Origin of the sequence: Phaeobacter sp. CAU 1743 (assembly GCF_039839315.1) — a bacterium.
Taxonomy (GTDB): domain Bacteria; phylum Pseudomonadota; class Alphaproteobacteria; order Rhodobacterales; family Rhodobacteraceae; genus Phycobacter; species Phycobacter gallaeciensis_A.
The window spans coordinates 45,710-64,060 of record NZ_JBDOQR010000023.1 but is presented as its reverse complement, the minus strand read 5'-3'; the positions used below and the strand labels follow the sequence as shown (position 1 = coordinate 64,060).

At 60.2% G+C, this 18,351-nt stretch carries 19 protein-coding genes; 8 read left to right on the top strand and 11 right to left on the bottom strand.

Annotation, left to right across the window (positions count from 1 at the left end; translation table 11 throughout):
* Positions 1-9: 9 nt before the first annotated feature.
* From AAFO90_RS11075 to AAFO90_RS11055, 5 genes are read left to right on the top strand one after another with little or no spacing between them, the layout of a single operon-like run.
* Positions 10-99 (top strand): transposase domain-containing protein, encoded by a 90-nt coding sequence (locus AAFO90_RS11075; RefSeq protein WP_347509458.1) that lies wholly within the window; start codon positions 10-12, stop codon positions 97-99.
* A 6-nt stretch (positions 100-105) separates the two neighbouring features.
* Entirely contained in the window at positions 106-1,674 is a 1,569-nt protein-coding gene (locus AAFO90_RS11070; protein WP_347509456.1) for an ABC transporter substrate-binding protein, read from the top strand.
* A 50-nt stretch (positions 1,675-1,724) separates the two neighbouring features.
* A complete protein-coding gene (locus AAFO90_RS11065; protein WP_347509455.1) occupies positions 1,725-2,693 on the top strand; it encodes an ABC transporter permease in 969 nt (322 codons plus the stop codon).
* Positions 2,693-3,628, top strand: coding sequence for an ABC transporter permease (locus AAFO90_RS11060; RefSeq protein WP_347509454.1), 936 nt, complete (start codon positions 2,693-2,695; stop codon positions 3,626-3,628). Before AAFO90_RS11065 ends, AAFO90_RS11060 begins: the two co-directional genes overlap by 1 nt.
* On the top strand, positions 3,625-5,337 hold the full coding sequence (locus AAFO90_RS11055; RefSeq protein WP_347509453.1) for an ABC transporter ATP-binding protein: 1,713 nt from the start codon (positions 3,625-3,627) through the stop codon (positions 5,335-5,337). The genes AAFO90_RS11060 and AAFO90_RS11055 overlap by 4 nt, the downstream gene beginning before the upstream one ends.
* 49 nt (positions 5,338-5,386) lie before the next feature.
* Here the strand turns inward: AAFO90_RS11055 and AAFO90_RS11050 are convergent, their stop codons facing one another.
* The 9 genes from AAFO90_RS11050 to AAFO90_RS11010 form a co-directional block, all read right to left on the bottom strand.
* Positions 5,387-6,607: a cysteine desulfurase gene (locus AAFO90_RS11050; RefSeq protein WP_347509452.1), complete on the bottom strand. Its 1,221-nt coding sequence runs from the start codon at positions 6,605-6,607 to the stop codon at positions 5,387-5,389.
* Positions 6,600-7,184, bottom strand: a complete 585-nt coding sequence (locus tag AAFO90_RS11045) for a YIP1 family protein (protein ID WP_347509451.1) — start codon at positions 7,182-7,184, stop codon at positions 6,600-6,602. The genes AAFO90_RS11050 and AAFO90_RS11045 overlap by 8 nt, the downstream gene beginning before the upstream one ends.
* Entirely contained in the window at positions 7,181-7,666 is a 486-nt protein-coding gene (locus tag AAFO90_RS11040; RefSeq protein WP_347509450.1) for a YIP1 family protein, read from the bottom strand. The genes AAFO90_RS11045 and AAFO90_RS11040 overlap by 4 nt, the downstream gene beginning before the upstream one ends.
* On the bottom strand, positions 7,666-8,946 hold the full coding sequence (locus tag AAFO90_RS11035; RefSeq protein WP_274866523.1) for a SufD family Fe-S cluster assembly protein: 1,281 nt from the start codon (positions 8,944-8,946) through the stop codon (positions 7,666-7,668). The genes AAFO90_RS11040 and AAFO90_RS11035 overlap by 1 nt, the downstream gene beginning before the upstream one ends.
* On the bottom strand, positions 8,947-9,702 hold the full coding sequence (gene sufC, locus AAFO90_RS11030) for a Fe-S cluster assembly ATPase SufC (protein WP_347509449.1): 756 nt from the start codon (positions 9,700-9,702) through the stop codon (positions 8,947-8,949).
* 14 nt (positions 9,703-9,716) lie between these two features.
* Complete coding sequence (locus AAFO90_RS11025; RefSeq protein ID WP_347509448.1) at positions 9,717-10,595, bottom strand: polysaccharide pyruvyl transferase family protein; 879 nt, start codon at positions 10,593-10,595, stop codon at positions 9,717-9,719.
* Between the two features lie 253 nt (positions 10,596-10,848).
* The gene (sufB, locus tag AAFO90_RS11020; protein ID WP_274829298.1) at positions 10,849-12,369 is read right to left on the bottom strand and encodes a Fe-S cluster assembly protein SufB; all 1,521 of its coding nucleotides are present in this window, start codon (positions 12,367-12,369) and stop codon (positions 10,849-10,851) included.
* Positions 12,370-12,384: 15 nt separating this feature from the next.
* Positions 12,385-13,428: a cysteine desulfurase family protein gene (locus AAFO90_RS11015; protein ID WP_347509447.1), complete on the bottom strand. Its 1,044-nt coding sequence runs from the start codon at positions 13,426-13,428 to the stop codon at positions 12,385-12,387.
* Positions 13,429-13,489: 61 nt separating this feature from the next.
* Entirely contained in the window at positions 13,490-13,957 is a 468-nt protein-coding gene (locus AAFO90_RS11010) for an Rrf2 family transcriptional regulator (RefSeq protein WP_065270325.1), read from the bottom strand.
* A 192-nt stretch (positions 13,958-14,149) separates the two neighbouring features.
* On the opposite strand from AAFO90_RS11010, the gene AAFO90_RS11005 reads away from it, so the two are divergent.
* Genes AAFO90_RS11005 through AAFO90_RS10995 form a run of 3 tightly spaced genes read left to right on the top strand, consistent with a single transcriptional unit; the run spans position 14,150 to position 16,226 of the window.
* Positions 14,150-14,803, top strand: coding sequence for an alpha/beta hydrolase (locus tag AAFO90_RS11005; protein ID WP_065270326.1), 654 nt, complete (start codon positions 14,150-14,152; stop codon positions 14,801-14,803).
* A complete protein-coding gene (locus AAFO90_RS11000; RefSeq protein WP_274829296.1) occupies positions 14,803-15,060 on the top strand; it encodes a hypothetical protein in 258 nt (85 codons plus the stop codon). Before AAFO90_RS11005 ends, AAFO90_RS11000 begins: the two co-directional genes overlap by 1 nt.
* Complete coding sequence (locus AAFO90_RS10995; protein WP_347509446.1) at positions 15,057-16,226, top strand: HD domain-containing protein; 1,170 nt, start codon at positions 15,057-15,059, stop codon at positions 16,224-16,226. The genes AAFO90_RS11000 and AAFO90_RS10995 overlap by 4 nt, the downstream gene beginning before the upstream one ends.
* Positions 16,227-16,376: 150 nt before the next feature.
* Here AAFO90_RS10995 and AAFO90_RS10990 read toward each other — a convergent pair whose 3' ends face one another.
* Together AAFO90_RS10990 and AAFO90_RS10985 are read right to left on the bottom strand one after the other, a co-directional pair.
* Entirely contained in the window at positions 16,377-17,963 is a 1,587-nt protein-coding gene (locus AAFO90_RS10990; protein WP_347509445.1) for a methyl-accepting chemotaxis protein, read from the bottom strand.
* A gap of 19 nt (positions 17,964-17,982) precedes the next feature.
* On the bottom strand, positions 17,983-18,282 hold the full coding sequence (locus tag AAFO90_RS10985; RefSeq protein ID WP_347509444.1) for a hypothetical protein: 300 nt from the start codon (positions 18,280-18,282) through the stop codon (positions 17,983-17,985).
* Positions 18,283-18,351: the final 69 nt, after the last annotated feature.

Here is an 18,351-nt window from a genome sequence, read left to right as displayed (position 1 = left end):
TTTGCCTATTTGAAGGCGACCCTGGAAGCCATCGCCGCCGGTCACCCGGCCAGAAGGATCGACGAGCTGCTACCTTGGAACTTCACCCCGTCAAGCTGAACAGGCGTGGGGTGGCGACAGCGCTTACGACTATTTACCGTCTCGCTTCTGGCGATGACGGCGGCAAGCCCCGCGCTGGCCGAGAATGTCCTGCGTTGGACAAGCCAGGGCGACGCTCTGACCATGGACCCCCATTCGCAAAACGAAGGCCCCACAATCGCGATGAACGGGCAGATCTATGAATCGCTCGTTACCCGCGATGCAGACCTTACCCTGCAACCTGAACTCGCCGAAAGCTGGGAAGCCGGGTCCGACGGCTGGACCTTCAAGCTGCGCGAGGGAGTGAAGTTCCATGATGGCGCGGATTTCACCGCCGAAGACGTGGTGTTTTCCTTCGAACGCGCCAACCACGAGGCCTCCGACTACAAAGAGCAGGCCAAAAACGTAACCTCGGTCGAGGTGATCGACGATTACACTGTCAAGCTGATGACCGATGGCCCGAACCCGATCCTGCCGAACCAGTTGACCTCGATCTATATGATGGACAAGGGCTGGTCAGAGGCGAACAACGTCACCGCCCCGCAGGATTTCAAGGCCAAGGAAGAAACCTACGCGGTGCGCAATGCCAATGGCACCGGCCCGTTTTCGCTGGTCAGCCGCGCCCCGGATGAGCTGACAGTACTGGAGCGCAACGCCGCCTGGTGGGGCAATGACATGTTCCCCGGCAATATCGACAGGATCGAATATCGCCCGATTTCCAATGCCGCGACTCGCGTTGCTGCGCTGCTGTCGGGTGAGGTCGACTTCGTGCTGGATCCGCCCTTGCAGGATCTCAAACGTATCGAGGCCGCCGATGGGCTCGGCGTCAAAACCGTGGCCCAGATCCGCTCGATCTTCTTCGGCATGGATCAGGGTGTCGACAAGCTGCGCAGCTCGGATGTGGATGGAAATCCGTTCAAGGACAAGCGGGTACGCGAAGCCTTTAACCTGGCCATCGACAAGGCTGCGATCCAGCGCGTCGTCATGGAAGGCCTGTCCTTCCCGACCGGTATGATCACCCCGCCGGGTGTTCTGGGCAATACGCCGGACAACGACGCTTCCTACGGCTTTGATCCGGAAAAAGCGAAATCTCTGCTAACCGAGGCTGGCTATCCCGATGGCTTCTCGATCCAGCTGGACTGCCCCAACAACCGCTACAACAACGATGAGAAGATCTGTCAGGCGGCCGTGGCGATGCTGGCCAAGATTGGCGTGAAGGTGAACCTCGACGCGATTCCGAAGGCGCAGCACTTCCCCAAGATCCAGAAGCGTGAATCGGATTTCTACATGCTAGGCTGGGGTGTTCCGACGCTCGACAGCCACTATGTCTTCTCCTACCTGCTGGATGGCGAAGGGTCCTGGAACGCGACCGGCTATGACAACGCTCGCGTGAACGAGATCACTGACGCAATCACCACCGAGATCGACATCGACAAGCGCACCGCGCTGATCGATGAGGCTTGGGATCTGGTGAAGGCCGACATTCCCTATGTACCGATCCACCACCAGGTTCTGGCATGGGGGATCTCGGACAAGGTCGATATCGCGATCGCGGCGGATGATGCCTTCCGTCCCCGTTTCGCGGTCATGAAGTAAATTGAGTCACGGGGCGGGCCTGGCGTCCGCCCCTATGCTCCGGGGGCTCAATGACATTCTTTATCCTCAAACGGCTGGCGCAGTCCTTGCTTGTCATGGCTGTCGTCTCGGCCATCAGTTTTTCCCTGTTCAACTTCGTCGGCGATCCGGTCAACAATATGGTCGGACAGGATGCCACGCGCGAACAACGGATCGAAATCCGTCAGCAACTGGGGCTCGATGACCCCATCCTGACGCAGTACACCCGCTTCATGGGGAATATCCTTAGCGGCGATTTCGGGCTCAGCTACCGGATCAAGCGCCCCGTGGATGAGTTGATCCTGGAGCGGTTACCCGCGACGCTAGAGCTGGTTTTTGTAAGTGCAATCATAGCCTTGGTGGTTGGAATTACACTGGGTGTCTATACCGGTATCCGGCGCAAATCCTGGGTCAGCCGGGTCATCCTGTCGACATCGCTGATCGGGGTCAGCCTGCCAACCTTCATCATTGGCATCGCGCTGATCTATGTCTTTGCCGTGCATCTGCGCTGGCTGCCGTCCTCGGGGCGCAGCGGTACAGTGGACCTTGGCTGGTGGAAAACATCACTGCTGACCAGCGATGGCTGGCGCGCCATCGTCCTGCCCGCGATTACCCTGTCGCTGTTTCAGCTGACGTTGATCCTGCGTCTGGTGCGGGCCGAGATGATGGAGGTCATGCGCACCGATTTCATCAAGTTCGCCCGCGCCCGTGGCCTGTCTGAACGGGCGGTGAACTTTCGTCACGCGCTGCGCAACACGCTGGTTCCGGTGATCACCATCATCGGCCTAAATATCGGCGGGCTGATCGCCTTTTCGGTGATCACGGAAACCGTGTTTCAGTGGCCCGGCACCGGCCTGATGTTCATCCAGGCTGTCGATTTCGTCGATGTGCCGATCATGGCCGCTTACCTTGTCTTCGTGGCGCTGCTGTTCGTCCTGATTAATCTGATCGTCGACATTCTATATTTCGTCGTCGATCCACGTATCCGTCTGGGGTCCTGATGAGCCTTCCAACCGATCGCCCGGCCACCCGCTGGGAGCGTTTCAAGGACAATGACATCGTCTGGTCCTTTTTCCATTCACCGGGGGCGGTGATTGCCGCCGTGATCACGGTTCTGATGATCCTGGCCTGCGTTTTTGCCCCCGTTCTCGCGCCATTTGATCCCTTTGATCCGGCGCAAATCTCGCTCCGGGATGGCAAGCTACCCCCCGCCTGGGCCGAAGGCGGGCAACCGCAATACCTGCTGGGCACCGACAATCAGGGCCGCGACATGCTATCGACGGTCCTTTACGGTGGGCGCCTCTCCATCATCGTGGGGCTGGCTGCCGTTTGCCTTGGCATGGTTTTGGGCGTCACGCTGGGGGTGATTTCGGGCTACGTCGGTGGCGTCACCGATGCGGTGATCATGCGCATCGCCGATGTGCAGCTGACCATCCCGGGCATTCTGCTGGCGATCCTGATCAACGGCATCGGCCGCGCCGTACTGCCACTGGAGCTGCGCGACGAATTCGCCATCTACGTGGTGATCATCGCCATTGGCCTGACCGACTGGCCGCAATTCGCCCGCGTCGCCCGCGGCGCCACATTGGTCGAGGCAAACAAGGAATACGTGCAGGCGGCGCGCATCATCGGCCTGCCCCGCTGGCTGATCATGATCCGTCACATCTTTCCCAACACCCTGCGCCCGGTTCTGGTGATTGCGACCATCGGTCTTGCCCTTGCCATCATCTCCGAGGCGACCCTGTCCTTCCTTGGTCAGGGCATCCCGCCCACCACGCCGTCGCTTGGCACCCTGATCCGGGTTGGCAACGAATACCTCTTCTCCGGTCTGTGGTGGATCACCTTCTTTCCCGCAATCGCACTGGTCGTTCTGGTTTTTGCAGTGAACCTGCTTGGCGACTGGATGCGTGATGCCCTCAATCCGAAACTAAGATGACTGAACTTTTGAAAATCGAAGGGCTCGATGTCGAGTTCCCCACCCGTCGCGGCACGGTCAAGGCGGCGCGAAATGTCTCGCTTTCGGTGAACCCGGGGGAAGTCGTCGGTCTAGTCGGAGAATCCGGCGCCGGTAAATCCACCATTGGCAACGCAATCATTGACCTCTTGGAGGCGCCGGGGCGCGTTGCGGGCGGCTCGATCCTGTTTCAGGGGGAAGAGCTGCGTGGGCGCGACGAGGATGAGATGCGCCGGATCCGGGGGGACCGGATCGGGATGATCTTCCAGGATCCGCAAACCTCGCTCAATCCCCTGATGACCATCGGCGCGCAGCTGGTTGAAACGATTGAAAAAACAACGGGATTGAAGGATGCCAAGGCCGAAGACCGTGCGGTGGAACTGCTGGAACAGGTCGGCATCACCGAGGCCAAGGCACGGCTGCGCGCCTATCCGCACCAGTTCTCGGGCGGCATGCGTCAGCGGGTGGTCATTGCCCTTGCCCTTGCCGGCGATCCCGATCTGATCATCGCGGATGAACCAACCACCGCGCTGGATGTGTCGATCCAGGCGCAGATCCTTGACCTGTTGAAACGTCTGTGCCGGGAACGCAATCTGGGCGTCATCATCGTCACCCATGACATTGGCGTCATTGCAAATATCGCTGATCGGGTGGTGGTGATGTACCGCGGCGAAGTGGTGGAAACCGGTGATGTTGCGCAGATCCTTGGCGCCCCCAATCACGAATACACCCGATCCCTGATCGCCGCTGTTCCGCGCGCGGATCGAAAGCTGGAGCGGTTCACCTCGGTCGACTCTATCGAGGGCGACACCAAGCCCTTTAGCCGGATCGACGTCCAGAACCACTGGCTGGGACAGGCCCGCAGTGACCGTCAGGGACAGGCTGCGGTCGAGGTCGAAAAACTCGACCTCTCCTTCGTTTTGCAAAAATCGCTGCTCAAACGGAACCGGCGCATGCTGCGGGCGGTGGACGAGGCGACATTCTCGGTCGCCGAAGGGGAAACCTTTGGCATCGTGGGGGAATCCGGCTCAGGCAAGTCCACCATCGCGCGGCTGATCGCGGGGCTTTATCACCCGGATTCCGGTGCCATCCGGGTGCTGGGCCAAGATGTTAGCTCGCGCCCCAACAGCGCCCCGGCGCAGCAGGCCCGCCGGGCGCTGCAAATGATATTTCAGGACCCCTATTCCTCGCTCAATGCGCGAATGCGGGTGTTCGATATCGTCGCCGAGCCAATCCGCTATCACCGGATGACCGACAGCGACAAGGAAACCCGCCGGGTGGTAGGCGATCTTCTGGATCATGTCGGGCTGGGCGCCGCCGCCGGGCTGCGCTATCCGCATGAGTTTTCCGGTGGCCAGCGGCAGCGTATATCAATCGCGCGGGCGCTGGCGTCGCGCCCGCGGATCCTGATCTGTGATGAGCCGACATCGGCGCTGGACGTCTCGGTTCAGGCGACAATCCTGAACCTTCTCAAAGACTTGCAAGAGGAACTGGGCCTGACCATGATCTTCATCAGTCACGACCTGCCGGTCATTCGTCAGATGTGCGACAGGATTGCAGTGATGCGGAACGGCCAGATCTGCGAAATCGCGGAGGCAGAAACTCTGTTCGAAGCCCCCGCGCATGAGTATTCACGTCATTTGCTGGATCTGATGCCCCGCATGGATCTGCTGGGCGGTGCGACGGCATAGGTCGGCTCGGTTCCCGGTCCCGATCACCCGGGGCCGGGAACGCGATGTTTTATGAGAACAACTCGTGCGCCAGTTCCAGCGCATCGACCAGCGTGTCGACCTCTTCCCTTGTGTTATACATTCCAAAGGACGCACGGCAGGTCGCCGCCACACCAAGGTGATCCATCAGCGGCGCCGCGCAATGCTGCCCCGCACGGACTGCCACGCCCTTCTTGTCGAGAATGGTCGAAATATCATGGGGATGCGCAGCGTTGTTCATGGTCAGGCTAAAGATTGCCGCCTTGCCCGGTGCCTGCCCCTGAACACTGATCCAGTTGAGGCCGTTCAGCCGCGCGGAGGCGTAGTCGCACAGATCGCGTTCATGGGCGGCGATGTTCTCCATCCCGATATCCATCATGTATTCCAGCGCGACGCCCAAACCAATCGTCTGCACGATCCCCGGCGTGCCGGCCTCGAATTTCATCGGCGGATCGTTGTAGGTGACCGTATCCCGCGTGACCTCGCGGATCATGTCACCCCCACCAATAAAGGGACGCATTTCCGCCATCCGTTCGGGGCGGATATAGATCGCCCCCGATCCCGAGGGGCCATAAAGCTTGTGCCCGGTGATGGCATAGAAATCGCAGCCGATGTCCTGCACATCGACTGGCATGTGCACGGCGCCTTGCGACCCGTCCACCAGAACCGGAACGCCTTTGGCGCGGGCGCCTTCGGTCACGGTCTTAACATCCACCACGGTGCCCAACACGTTGGAACATTGAGTGATGGCAACCAGTTTAGTTTTCGGACCGATGGCATCAATCACAGCCTGGGGATCAAGGCTGCCGTCGGGCGCGGTATCCACCCATTTCAGAACGGCGCCTTGCCGTTCGCGCAGGAAATGCCAAGGCACGATATTGGCGTGATGCTCCATCACCGACAGAACGATCTCATCCCCCGGTTCGAACCGCGGCATGGCCCAGCTGTAAGCAACCAGATTGATCCCTTCGGTGGTGCCGGAGTTCAGCACAATCGTGTTCTCATCACCTGCGTTCAGGAACCGGGCAATGACCCCCCGCACGGATTCATACTTCTCGGTTGCGAGGTTAGACAGGAAGTGCAAGCCCCTGTGAACATTCGCATATTCCTCCGAATACGCCCGTGTGATCGCATCGATCACCACCTGCGGCTTTTGCGCCGAGGCACCATTGTCCAGATAGGTCAGCGGCTTGCCGTTCACCTGCCGGGACAGGATCGGGAAATCGGATCGGATCGTGTTGACGTCATACATAAGCGGGCAGTCCCAGTTTGGCTGGGCCAAGAAGACCCAAAACGAATGTCAGAGAAAAGAGGGCCAGAAGGCTCGCCATAACCAGCACGCCAAAGGCGCGCCACAGGGAATTGAACCTATGCGCCTCGTTCACGAAATGCAGGAGCACGTAAATCAAAAACACGTTAACCAGCAGGCTCAGCAAGGCGCCGATACCAGCCGAGAGCAGCGTCACCACGATCACCACGGCCTGAATGCCGACACGGACCAGTTGCAGCCAGACCATCACCGGAAGAACCTGGGCAAAGCCACCCTGCCCGCCGATCAGCCGACCGCAAAAGGTCACCGCCACGGAAAAGACCACGAGAAGACCGGCAGAAAGCCCCACCAGCGCCGTCGGTGACATATTGAGAAACGCCAGTTCCTGCGCCACCGGAAACAGCCACAGCATCAGCGCATGGGTCAGCGCGTTCAGCACGGCCACCAGCAACAAACCTGTCCAGACCGCCTCTCCCCGCCATTGCTGGGCAAGAACGATCTCGGCCGCTTTGGCGGGGCTGCGCAGGGTCAGCAGTGCAAGGTTCAGGAACGGGGTCATGTGCGGTTCCAATAGGCTTCGATCATGCCAGACAGCCAGAACCACAGCACAACCGCCAGCCACAAAATGCCAACGCTGTTGAGCGCAGGACCCGGGCCGATGAACCCGGCAACCAATCCGTTCAGCAGCAAGAGCGGGCTGGAGGCCAGCAGCGTCCAGAACAGAACCAGACGAGAACGATAAGCCTCACCCTGTCCACCCAGAATACGCGCAAGGAGATGCAGCACGAGAGATAGCGCATAAAGCGCCAGTGGCGCCATGAAGACCAGCCCAAGAAGCGCGCCGCCAAGCAGCATGTTCAGCTCTTGCCCCGTCAGATGCGCCTCACGCGCAAGGCGTGGCATCTGCGCCACGAATGCCATGGCGCAGCCGAACATCACGAAGGCCAGCAACCGGTCTTCGCGGTGCCCCATTGACAGGAGCCGCGCAATTACACGGCGCGGCCCCCGGTATGTAGCGACAATGTCAGTTGTCACAGCCATCAGCGGCGCCGCGACAACCAGCCTTCGAGACGCGCGACGATTGCCTCGGCGATCGTGTCGTCCTCGATTTCGTCGACGGCCTCGGCCAGGAATGCAAGCGTCAACAGGTCGGTCGCATCACCTTCCGGCACCCCACGCGAACGCAGATAGAACAGCGCATCCTCGTCAATCGCGCCAGACGTGGAACCGTGCGAGCAGGCCACGTCATCGGCGTAGATCTCCAGCTCGGGCTTGGCGAGGAACTGGCTGTCGTCATCCAGCAGCAGCGATTGGCTGATCTGGTAGCCATCGGTTTTCTGCGCACCTTCCTTGACCAGGATCTTGCCCTGGAACACACCGGTTGCCCCGTTGCGCAGAACCTTCTTGAAGACCTGACGGCTTTCGCAATTCACCGCGTCATGGGTGATGAACACGGTGTCATCGTGATGGAAGTCGCCATCACCGGCGCAGGCGCCCGCAATATGCGCAATGGCATCGTCGCCGGTCAGCTCGATCACCGCCTCGTTACGGGTCAGCACGCCGTTAACGGTGAGGGTAAAGGCCTTGAGCTGCGATTCCGTGCCGAGCCGCGCAAACAGATGCGTGGCCGCGCGGCGTTCGTGATCACGGCCCTGCGAACGCACCAGATGCAGCTTGCCGGTGTCGGCAATGTCAATCTCCATGCATTTGTTGAACCGCGCCGCCGCCGGACCGTTTTCCAGGATCGTGGCTTCGGCGCCCGCGTCCACAAGAATGACGTGGTGCAGGATTGCATCCGAACCGGTCTCGGTGTGGCGATAGACCATGTTGATCGGCTTGGAAGGGGTGCCGGTCACGTGGATCGCCAGACCATCCTGGGCAAAGGCCGTATTCAGCGCCGCAAGCGGACGGGCAACCGGGGATTGGCCGCGTGCCTCAAGAACACCGTACAAGTCTTTGGCCCAATGGATATCTTTGCCGCAGATATCAGCAATCCGGTCGATCTGAACACCTTCGAGCGCCAGATCGTCCGAAGCGTCGGCATCAAAGACACCATCGACAAAGACGACCTTCAGGCTGTCGAATTCATCGAACATCGGCGGCTCGCCCGCGTCAAAGACAGCGGCAGGCGTGACCTCGGCCGAGGTCAGTGTCTCGGGCCGGGTGTATTTCCAGTACTCATCGCGGCGACCGGGCAGACCAAGCGTTTGCACGCGGGACAGCGCAGCGCGGCGTGCCGGTTCCAGGCAGCCACCCTCGGGCAGCGTCAGCGCGGCGAGCCGCGCATCCGTAGCTGTTTGTTTTACCTCGGGAAGCGCCATTTACGCCACCTCTGCCAGGATGTCGGCATAACCGTTGTTTTCCACCTCGAGCGCCAGCTCGGGGCCGCCGGTTTTGATGATGCGGCCATTGGCCATGATGTGCACCACATCCGGTTTGATGTGATCCAGCAGGCGCTGGTAGTGGGTGATCACCAGGAAGCCACGGCCTTCGTCACGCAGCGCGTTGACGCCATCAGCCACCAGCTTCATCGCATCGACATCGAGACCGGAGTCGGTTTCATCGAGAATGCACATCTTGGGGCCCAGCATCGCCATCTGCAGGATCTCGTTACGCTTCTTCTCACCGCCGGAGAAACCGACGTTGACCGGACGTTTCAGCATGTCGGCGTCGATCTTCAGATCCTTAGCCTTGGCGCGGACTTCTTTCAGGAAATCAGCAGCGGAGAGTTCTTCCTCGCCGCGCGCCTTGCGCTGCGCGTTCACGGCGGTGCGCAGGAAGGTCATGTTGCCGACGCCGGGGATTTCGACCGGATACTGGAACGCCAGGAACAGGCCAGCTGCCGCGCGCTCTTCCGGCTCCAGATCCAGCAGATCTTCACCCTCCAGCGTCGCCGTGCCGCCCGTTACCTCATAGCCGTCCTTACCGGACAGAACATAAGACAGGGTCGATTTACCCGACCCGTTCGGTCCCATGATCGCGTGTACCTTGCCAGCCTCGACCGTCAGGTCCACACCTTTGAGGATCTGCTTCTCCTCTTCTTCAAGTTTGACTTGCAGGTTTTTGATTTCCAGCATGATTTCCTCGTTTCTTATCCTGAGTGCACGGCCGTGGCCGCGCCTGTATTCGTTTTCTTTGTCGGATCCACCGCCAGAGCCTGGTGGCTCCGCAACGCGGCGGGAAATGTGTCATAAAGCGCGGCCTGAGCCGCAGCGATCCCATCGGCGTGGGGCAGCGGCCCGTCGTCGTGGTGCAGGCCGCGCGCAAGGCCGGGAATATCCTCCCATGCCGTCGGCGCGATCATCGCACGCCCGATCGAGGCAGCGTAGTCGTGGTATTTCAGATAGCCCTGATCGCCGGGCCAAACCCAGGTAGAGGGCACGCCGTAAGAATCCGCGGTAATCAGCCCATGCAGCGACGACGCAAACACATGGCGGCAGGCGCCGATCTGTTGGCACACCACCTCGGGCTCCCTGCGGGGATCGATCAGATCGAAGGCAGGATCGGAGGCCGCAACGGCCCGGACCATCGGATCGTCGATCTGGCTGTGATGCGGTACCAATCCGATACGGTCGCCCCGCGTCGGCTTGTCGCCAAGCGCATCCGCGATCAGAAACCCCGGATCCCCGAACCGGTTTGCCTGCAATCCCAGCAAGGCCGCAGTTACCGGACCGCGCAGCAGGGCCACCTGAACATTTTCAAGGAACCCATTGGGAATATGGTGCAAAACACCGCTCCCCCAGATCCACGGTGCGTTGTTTTTCGGTGTGGATTTATCCGAAAAATTCCGGCGCACGATCTGCAGGATCGACCCCACCGCAAACAGATCCGCCTGCGCCGGGCGGCTGTGCTGCACCGCACGCCCTGAGACATGCGCCGTCACGATGCGCGACAGGGCATCACCGAAGTTCGGCGTACCTTTCCACCAGAACAGCCGCAAAGGCCCGTTATGCAAAGGAACAGCAGTCATTTCAGACCATCCCTGCCGCGTTGACGGCGGCGAGAGATCCAGAAGCCGACGCACCAAAACGCCAGAGCTCCAACCGCACCCACGGCATAAACGCCAAGCCCATCAGTGATCCAGCCGCCCACAACGGCGCCCGTGCAAAACCCGGCCAGCAGCACTGCCGCGCTGCCGGTTCCCTGCCGATGGAGGCGGTGGTGATCCCACGCGCCCCGAGCCGGTCTGGAAAGGTTTTGATCAGGCGTCCGCCGCATCAGTATCAGCCCACCGAACCTTCAAGGCTGATCGCAACCAGCTGCTGTGCTTCCATGGCGAATTCCATCGGCAGGGCCTGCAGTACGTCCTTGCAGAAGCCATTCACCACCAGAGCGACCGCTTCTTCTTCGTCCATGCCACGCTGACGGCAGTAGAACAGTTGTTCATCGTCCACTTTGGATGTGGTCGCCTCATGCTCCACCCGCGAGGAGTTGTTCTTTACTTCGATGTAGGGAACCGTGTGGGCGCCGCATTTGTCGCCGATCAACAAGCTGTCACACTGGGTGTAGTTGCGGCTTTCCTTGGCTTTAGGGTGCATAGAGACCAGACCACGATAGGTGTTCTGCGCCTTGCCGGCCGAAATCCCCTTGGACACGATGCGCGATTTTGTGCGCTTACCCAGGTGCACCATCTTGGTGCCGGTGTCGGCCTGCTGCATGTTGTTGGCGATGGCGATCGAGTAGAACTCACCTTGGCTGTCGTCGCCGCGCAGGATGCAGGACGGGTATTTCCAGGTCACGGCAGAGCCAGTTTCCACCTGGGTCCACATCACCTTGGCTCGGTCACCGCGGCAATCGGCGCGTTTGGTGACAAAGTTGTAGATGCCGCCTTTGCCGTTTTCGTCACCGGGATACCAGTTCTGAACGGTGGAGTATTTCACCTCGGCGTCTTCTTCGATGATGATCTCGACCACGGCTGCGTGCAGCTGGGCCACGTCACGCTGCGGCGCGGTGCAGCCTTCGAGGTAAGAGACGTAAGAGCCCTTGTCCGCGATGATCAGAGTCCGCTCGAACTGGCCGGTGTTTTCCGCGTTGATGCGGAAATAGGTGGAGAGTTCCATCGGGCAGCGCACACCCGGCGGCACGTAAACAAAGGAGCCATCCGAGAACACGGCCGAGTTCAGCGTGGCGTAGAAGTTGTCGGACACCGGCACGACCGAGCCGAGGTATTTCTTCACCAACTCGGGGTGGTTCTTGATCGCTTCGGAGATCGAGCAGAAGATGACACCTGCCTCTTCAAGCTCCTTCTGGAAGGTGGTGCCGACCGACACGGAGTCGAACACCGCGTCCACAGCGACCTTGCGGCCTTCGGCAGGGGTATCCTCAGCGCCTTCGACGCCTGCCAGAATCATCTGTTCTTTCAGGGGGATACCAAGCTTTTCGTAAGTGGCGAGCAGCTTGGGGTCGACCTCATCCAGTGACTTCGGCTTCACTTCCATCGATTTCGGACGGGCGTAGTAATACTGATCCTGGAAATCGATTTCCGGGTAGCTGACCATCGCCCAGTCCGGTTCATCCATCTGCTTCCAGCGTTCAAAGGCGGACAGACGCCATTCGGTCATCCATTCCGGTTCTTCGTTCTTTTCAGAGATCAGGCGCACGATATCGGGGTTCACGCCCTTGGGGGCGTATTCCATCTCGATATCGGTCTCCCAGCCGTATTTATACGTGCTGACCTCGGCCACCGCATCCACGGTTTCCTGGTCTACACCTTCCTTGACTTGCGTTTGGTCCAAAGCGGCCATGATCATCTCCTGCACTCACGCCGCGCGGGCGCGATGTTTCTTTTGTTTCTTCAGCCACGCTTCGGCAAAGCGCAGCACATCTTCTTCTGTTGTCTCCAGCCCGAGCGAAACCCGAACGGCGCCCTGGGCGGTTATCTCATCGTATCCCATCGCAGTCAGAACCGCGCTTGCCCGGACCTTGCCGCTGGAGCAGGCACTGCCCGCGCTAATGGCGAAACCGGCAAGGTCCATTTGCATGACCTGCGTTTCGCCTTTCCAGCCCGGGGTGGCGAAACAAGTGGTGTTGGGCAGGCGGGGCGACTCTTTCCCGACAAAAATAGTTTCCGGGGCGTCGACCGCAAGGGCATTTTCTAGAATATTTCTAAGTTCGGCGACGCGATCCCAGCGCCCATCGGCCAGATCCCGGGCCGCCGCCGTGGCAGCAGCCGCAAAACCGGCGATGCCGATCACGTTCTCGGTGCCCGAGCGACGGCCCATTTCCTGCCCGCCGCCCTTGATCTGCGACGCCAGATCGGTGCCGCGCTTCAGCACCAGCGCACCGCAGCCCTTGGGGCCGCCCAGTTTATGCGCCGAAATCAGCGCCATCTGGGCGCCGAGCCAGTTAAAGGCCACCGGCAGCTTGCCAAAGGCCTGGGTCGCATCCGTCACCGCCAGACCCTGCGGCAGGTTCTGCACCACGCCGGTTTCCGAATTGGCCAACTGCAACGTCGAGCCAGCCGGGTCGGGCACCTCGACGATACCCTGCTGGGACACGGAAAGATCCTCGTTAGTCCAGGCCCTTACAGCATCGTGTTCAACCGGGGCGCCGTGCAGACCCCGCCCAGACAAAGCCAGCGCTGCGCTCTCGGTGGCGCTGGAGGTAAAGACAATATCGGCCCCGTCTGCGCCAAAGGCCTCCGCGATCTGCGCGCGGCTGCGTTCGATCAGAGATTTCGCCGCGCGCCCTTCGGCATGCACTGACGACGGGTTGCCGCACAGGTCCATCGCCGCAATCATCGCATCGCGCGCCTCTGCCCGCACGGGCGTGGTGGCATTGTGATCCAGATAAACGCGTTTCATAGACTCATGTTTTCCAATCTGAGGGCACTTGCACCGTCCCTGCCTCTAGCGGGAACCGGGGTCAATCGGCCTCGGCGTCGACCACCGCAAAAAGGTTCGGAACCGCCGGGCACGGCGCCAGCTCGTTTTCGATCACATCCGACAGGCGCGTCTGGTGCAGGAACACATAGACCTGCGCGCTAAGACTTTGCCACAGACGGTTGGTCAGCGACTGCGCCCGCGATCCGGAGGCCGCGCCGGAGGCACCTGCCCCCTTGTGCATCGCATCAACGGTTTCATCGACGGCCGACAGCACATCCACCACCCGGATTTCCGACGCAGGTTTCGCCAGACGATAGCCGCCGCCCGGCCCACGTACCGAAGCCACCAGATCGGCACGGCGCAGTTTCACAAACAGCTGCTCCAGATAGGGCAGCGAAATATCCTGACGTTTGGAGATATCGCCAAGCACGACAAGGGTGCCTTCCGGTTGCAGGGCAATATCAGCAAGGGCAACCATGGCATAGCGCCCCTTGGTGGATAGTTTCATCGTCCAGACACTCCAAACAGCCGCGTAAATGCCGAAAACATTGACCTTAACCGCATCAACGCATATCTGATCTTGACAGCGCAGGTCCAAGACCCCCGCAACAATTAGAACAGTTCTAAGGTGCCTTACCGAATTCGTCAAGTTTCCCGGTCCGGCATTCAAGGAAATACCAAGAGTAGGAACGTACTGCCCATGCCTGAGGTCATTTTCCCCGGACCCGAAGGCCGCCTGGAAGGCCGCTATCACCCCCAAAAAGAAAAAGACGCACCGATCGCGATCATCCTGCATCCGCACCCTCAGTTTGGCGGCACGATGAACAACAAGGTTGTCTATAACCTGCACTATGCCTTCTACAACATGGGCTTCACCGTGCTGCGCTTCAATTTCCGGGGCGTTGGCCGGTCGCAGGGTGAATACGACCAAGGCGTCGGTGAGTTGTCCGATGCGGCATCGGCGCTGGATTACCTGCAGTCGATGAACAACAACTCCAAGCATTGCTGGGTTGCCGGCTTCTCCTTCGGGGCTTGGATCGGCATGCAGCTGCTGATGCGCCGCCCGGAGATCACTGGCTTCATCTCGGTAGCTCCGCCTGCCAATATGTATGACTTCTCCTTCCTGGCGCCCTGCCCGTCCTCGGGTCTGATCATCAACGGCACCGCCGACCGCGTGGCGCCGCCCGCAGACACGGTGAACCTGGTGAACAAGCTGCACGAGCAGAAAGGTATCACCATTACCCATACCGAGGTCGAAGGCGCGGATCACTTCTTCCAAGATCAGCACATGGACACGTTGATGACCAACGTGAACGACTACGTCAAACGCCGCCTGACAGAGAACACGCGCTGATGAGCACGATCGAGACGCTGGCCCAAAAGCTGGCCATCGATACGCTGAAGATACAGGACGCCATCGGCCAGGACCGGCTTTATGTCGAAGTCGGACAGGTTCTGGGCGCGGCGTCCCAATCTCTGGAAGAGGCCTTTCTGACCGAGATCCGCGTGCGCCTTGCCGAGCGCAAAGCCCGCGATTTCCTGAACCAGAAAATCGCAGCCCTGCAGGCCGAAGCTGAAGCGCAGCTGAACAAGACGGACGGCGCGTCGTGACGATGCGCCTCCAACGACAGTTCGACTTTCTCCTCGAAGCAGAGAAACTACGCCGGATCGAACGGCAAAACCTAATTCTGGACGGGTCGCGCGCGGAAAACTCCGCCGAACACAGCTGGCACCTGGCGCTTTATGCGCTGGCGCTCGCCCCGTTGGCAGACCCGGATGTGAACATCGACCGGGTCATCCGGATGCTGTTGCTGCATGATCTGGTGGAAATCGACGCGGGCGATCATCCGATCACCGATGACGTCGACTGGGAGGCCGTGGCGGTTTCTGAACTGGCAGCGGCCCAGCGACTGTTTGGCTTGCTCCCAGAGGATCAGGGCGCAGAGCTGTTCGACCTTTGGCGCGAATTCGAGGCGGGCGAAAGTCTTGATGCACGGTTCGCCAAGCATCTGGACCATTGTCAGCCGATCTTTCAGACCCTGTACTGCGCGGATGCGCCGGAGTTCCATTTTGATGTGGTGCGGGAAAACCTGTCCACTGGACGCGCCGCAGCGCTGGAAACGCAATTCCCCAAGGCCTACCATCACGCGATGAACCTTTTGGGTCAGGGCAGCGTAGCGAGTTGCGCGACACTGACCCAGAGGCTGGAATTCCTCAACCAGGCCGACGCGCTGAAACTGGTTCTGCGCGCCTCCAAACTCGGAGATGGATCGCGCCGGGAAAACTCTGCCGAACACAGCTGGCACATCATGCTCTATGGCTGGATCCTGGCCGAGCACAGCGCCCACGACGTGGATGTGGGCCGCATCGTGCAGATGCTGTTGCTACATGATCTTGTGGAAATCGACGCCGGGGACACTCCAATACACGGCACCCAGGACCCTGCGGCGCTGGCCGCGCTTGAGGCCAAGGAAGCCGCCGCCGCAGAGCGCCTGTTCCACCTTCTGCCGCATCCGCAAGGCAGCGCCTTTCACGGGCTCTGGACCGAGTTTGAAGCCGCTGAGAGTCCGGATGCTATCTACGCCAAATCCATCGACCGGGTTCAGCCGATCTTTCTGAACCTATTGAGCGGTGGCGGCAGCTGGGTGGAATACGATGTCAGCCTCATCCAACTGGAAGAGCGCGTCGGGGTAAAAGTGGCCAGGGGGGCGCCAGAGGTCTGGACCCATGTGCGCGCTCAGTTATTGCCCTGGTTTGAAGCCGCCGGCCGGGTCTAAACACCTCCCCTCCGGACGGGCCCCACAGACATAATCAGACCAAACGGAAACCAGGGCAGTGATCACCACCGCCCCCGTTTCCGTTCATTTACTTAATTCGGCCCGGCCAATGCGATGGACGGAACACCCAGATTGCTGGGCAGGGTTGCGTCAGCTCACCAGACGCAGCCCCCCTGCTCCACCCATACCTGACTGCTGATCATCAAGCTCAAAACGCGACAGCGTTCCGGCCAGCTCACGCGCCTTGCTGTCCATGCTCATGCTCATGGCGGTCATCTCTTCAACCATGGCGGCATTGGTTTGGGTCGCCCCGTCCAGCGTGCTAAGCGCCGAAGCCATTTCGGACAGGGCAGAAGCCTGATCGGTTGATGTGCCGGAGATTGCCTCAATCAGCTTATTGGTTTCGGAAACCCGCGCGACGATATCCTGAAGGGCGTCGCCAGCCTTGTTGACCAGTTCCGAACCTTCCTTGACCTGCTTGGCGCTGGTTCCAATCAGCGACTTCACCTCGTTTGCAGCGTCGGCGGTGCGCTGCGCCAGTGCCCGGACTTCGGCCGCCACAACAGCGAAGCCTCGGCCACTTTCTCCGGCGCGGGCGGCCTCGACGCCCGCATTCAACGCCAAAAGGTTGGTCTGGAAGGAAATATCCTCGATCACGTTGATGATCGTCGAAATCTCGTTGGAGGACTGTTCGATGTTTCCCATGGCATCCACGGCTGCCGACATCAGATCGCCGTTTTCCACCGCACCGCGATAGGCCGTGCGTGCATTCTCGGCGGCCTTGCCGGAATCAGCCGCGCTTTTCTTCACTGACTCGCTCAACTCCTGAAGGGCCGCCGTGGTTTCGGTCAGGGTTGCCGCCTGCGATTCCGTCCGGGCCGACAGGCTTTGCACCGCCTCAGAAACGGAATGCGCATCGTTGCGGAAATCGCCGGAGATCGTCATTGCGGTGCCAATGCCCGAGTTCAGGCTTTCCGCCAGTTCATTGAAGGCGTCGCGCATGGATTCGTACTCATGCGGGAAATCACCGGTGATACGACCGCTGAGGTTTCCTGCCGCCATAGTTTTCAGGCTCTCGTCGAAAATCATCACAACGTTTTCTGAATCCCGCTTGCTGCGCAGGGCTTCCTCTTCTGCCTCCTCAGCCTTGGCTGCCTCTTCCTGCAGCGCCTGTTGCTGCTCTTCGAGCGCCCTACGGGCCGCCTGACGCTGAAAGATGCTCATCAGCAGAATACCGGCCTCCAGCAGCAGGATCACGGCGTGCATCACCGTGCGTTCGATGCTGGCAAGGACCGAGCCGCCCGGGAACACCAAGGAGGGCAGCATCAGGCTGAAGGCAAGGTGATGAACCGCCACAAGCACGGTGGCAAAGATTACCGCGCCGGGACTGTAGAGGGTCGACACCACGGCGAGCGAGGCAAAGAACAGCATATGACTGTCGATCTGCCAGGCGTGACCGGCAAAGGAGGTCGTGAACAGAATGCTGTGCCCGATATAGCAGAAGGTGATGACATAATCGCGAAAGCTGTCGGAGAACCCTTTTGACAGCCACGTCAATAGGCCTAGGGCGGCGCTCAAGCTGGCCATCAGCCACCACGACACTGCGCCATCAACGAAATAGGCCACCAGGGCCGGCGCAGGCAGCAGGGCCAGAGTGGCCAAACGCTGAAACTTTTTGTCAGAAGTATTCGCGGCGGCTGACAAACCCAGCCCACCGTCCTGTGTATTCTTGCCCATACCCGAGCAACCCCTTTACTCACTCCGCACAGATCTGGGCGATCACCGTTCCATCAACCACAAACCAGGCACCGTTTTCTTTTAACCGTCTGGCGTCCGCCAGATCCTCGATAACTGTCAGCGCACCAAATGGCGCGCGTTCGGGGGAAATCTCCTGCAAACCTGAACCGGCGATCACATCCGGCGCGCCCGGCCCCCAGGGGGCGGAAACGACCAGGATCGGATCACCCGGACGCAGGTCGTTGTTCGAAGCCAGAACCAGCAACGGCGACAATGCAACGACGATACAAGCCGCCAAGCCGGCCAGAAAATGCTTCATCAGATTTCCTTCCAACCTGCTTTGTATCCAAAAACCGTTTCTGTTCGGTTAGAAAATTGAACTCCATTT

Bases quoted from the DNA above. Each gene is read 5' to 3' on its own strand.
- AAFO90_RS11065 (WP_347509455.1), top strand. From the start codon at position 1,725: ATGACATTCTTTATCCTCAAACGGCTGGCGCAGTCCTTGCTTGTCATG.
- AAFO90_RS11060 (WP_347509454.1), top strand. From the start codon at position 2,693: ATGAGCCTTCCAACCGATCGCCCGGCCACCCGCTGGGAGCGTTTCAAG.
- AAFO90_RS11055 (WP_347509453.1), top strand. From the start codon at position 3,625: ATGACTGAACTTTTGAAAATCGAAGGGCTCGATGTCGAGTTCCCCACC.
- AAFO90_RS11050 (WP_347509452.1), bottom strand. From the start codon at position 6,607: ATGTATGACGTCAACACGATCCGATCCGATTTCCCGATCCTGTCCCGG.
- AAFO90_RS11045 (WP_347509451.1), bottom strand. From the start codon at position 7,184: ATGACCCCGTTCCTGAACCTTGCACTGCTGACCCTGCGCAGCCCCGCC.
- AAFO90_RS11040 (WP_347509450.1), bottom strand. From the start codon at position 7,666: ATGGCTGTGACAACTGACATTGTCGCTACATACCGGGGGCCGCGCCGT.
- AAFO90_RS11035 (WP_274866523.1), bottom strand. From the start codon at position 8,946: ATGGCGCTTCCCGAGGTAAAACAAACAGCTACGGATGCGCGGCTCGCC.
- sufC (WP_347509449.1), bottom strand. From the start codon at position 9,702: ATGCTGGAAATCAAAAACCTGCAAGTCAAACTTGAAGAAGAGGAGAAG.
- AAFO90_RS11025 (WP_347509448.1), bottom strand. From the start codon at position 10,595: ATGACTGCTGTTCCTTTGCATAACGGGCCTTTGCGGCTGTTCTGGTGG.
- sufB (WP_274829298.1), bottom strand. From the start codon at position 12,369: ATGGCCGCTTTGGACCAAACGCAAGTCAAGGAAGGTGTAGACCAGGAA.
- AAFO90_RS11015 (WP_347509447.1), bottom strand. From the start codon at position 13,428: ATGAAACGCGTTTATCTGGATCACAATGCCACCACGCCCGTGCGGGCA.
- AAFO90_RS11010 (WP_065270325.1), bottom strand. From the start codon at position 13,957: ATGAAACTATCCACCAAGGGGCGCTATGCCATGGTTGCCCTTGCTGAT.
- AAFO90_RS11005 (WP_065270326.1), top strand. From the start codon at position 14,150: ATGCCTGAGGTCATTTTCCCCGGACCCGAAGGCCGCCTGGAAGGCCGC.
- AAFO90_RS11000 (WP_274829296.1), top strand. From the start codon at position 14,803: ATGAGCACGATCGAGACGCTGGCCCAAAAGCTGGCCATCGATACGCTG.
- AAFO90_RS10990 (WP_347509445.1), bottom strand. From the start codon at position 17,963: ATGGGCAAGAATACACAGGACGGTGGGCTGGGTTTGTCAGCCGCCGCG.
- AAFO90_RS10985 (WP_347509444.1), bottom strand. From the start codon at position 18,282: ATGAAGCATTTTCTGGCCGGCTTGGCGGCTTGTATCGTCGTTGCATTG.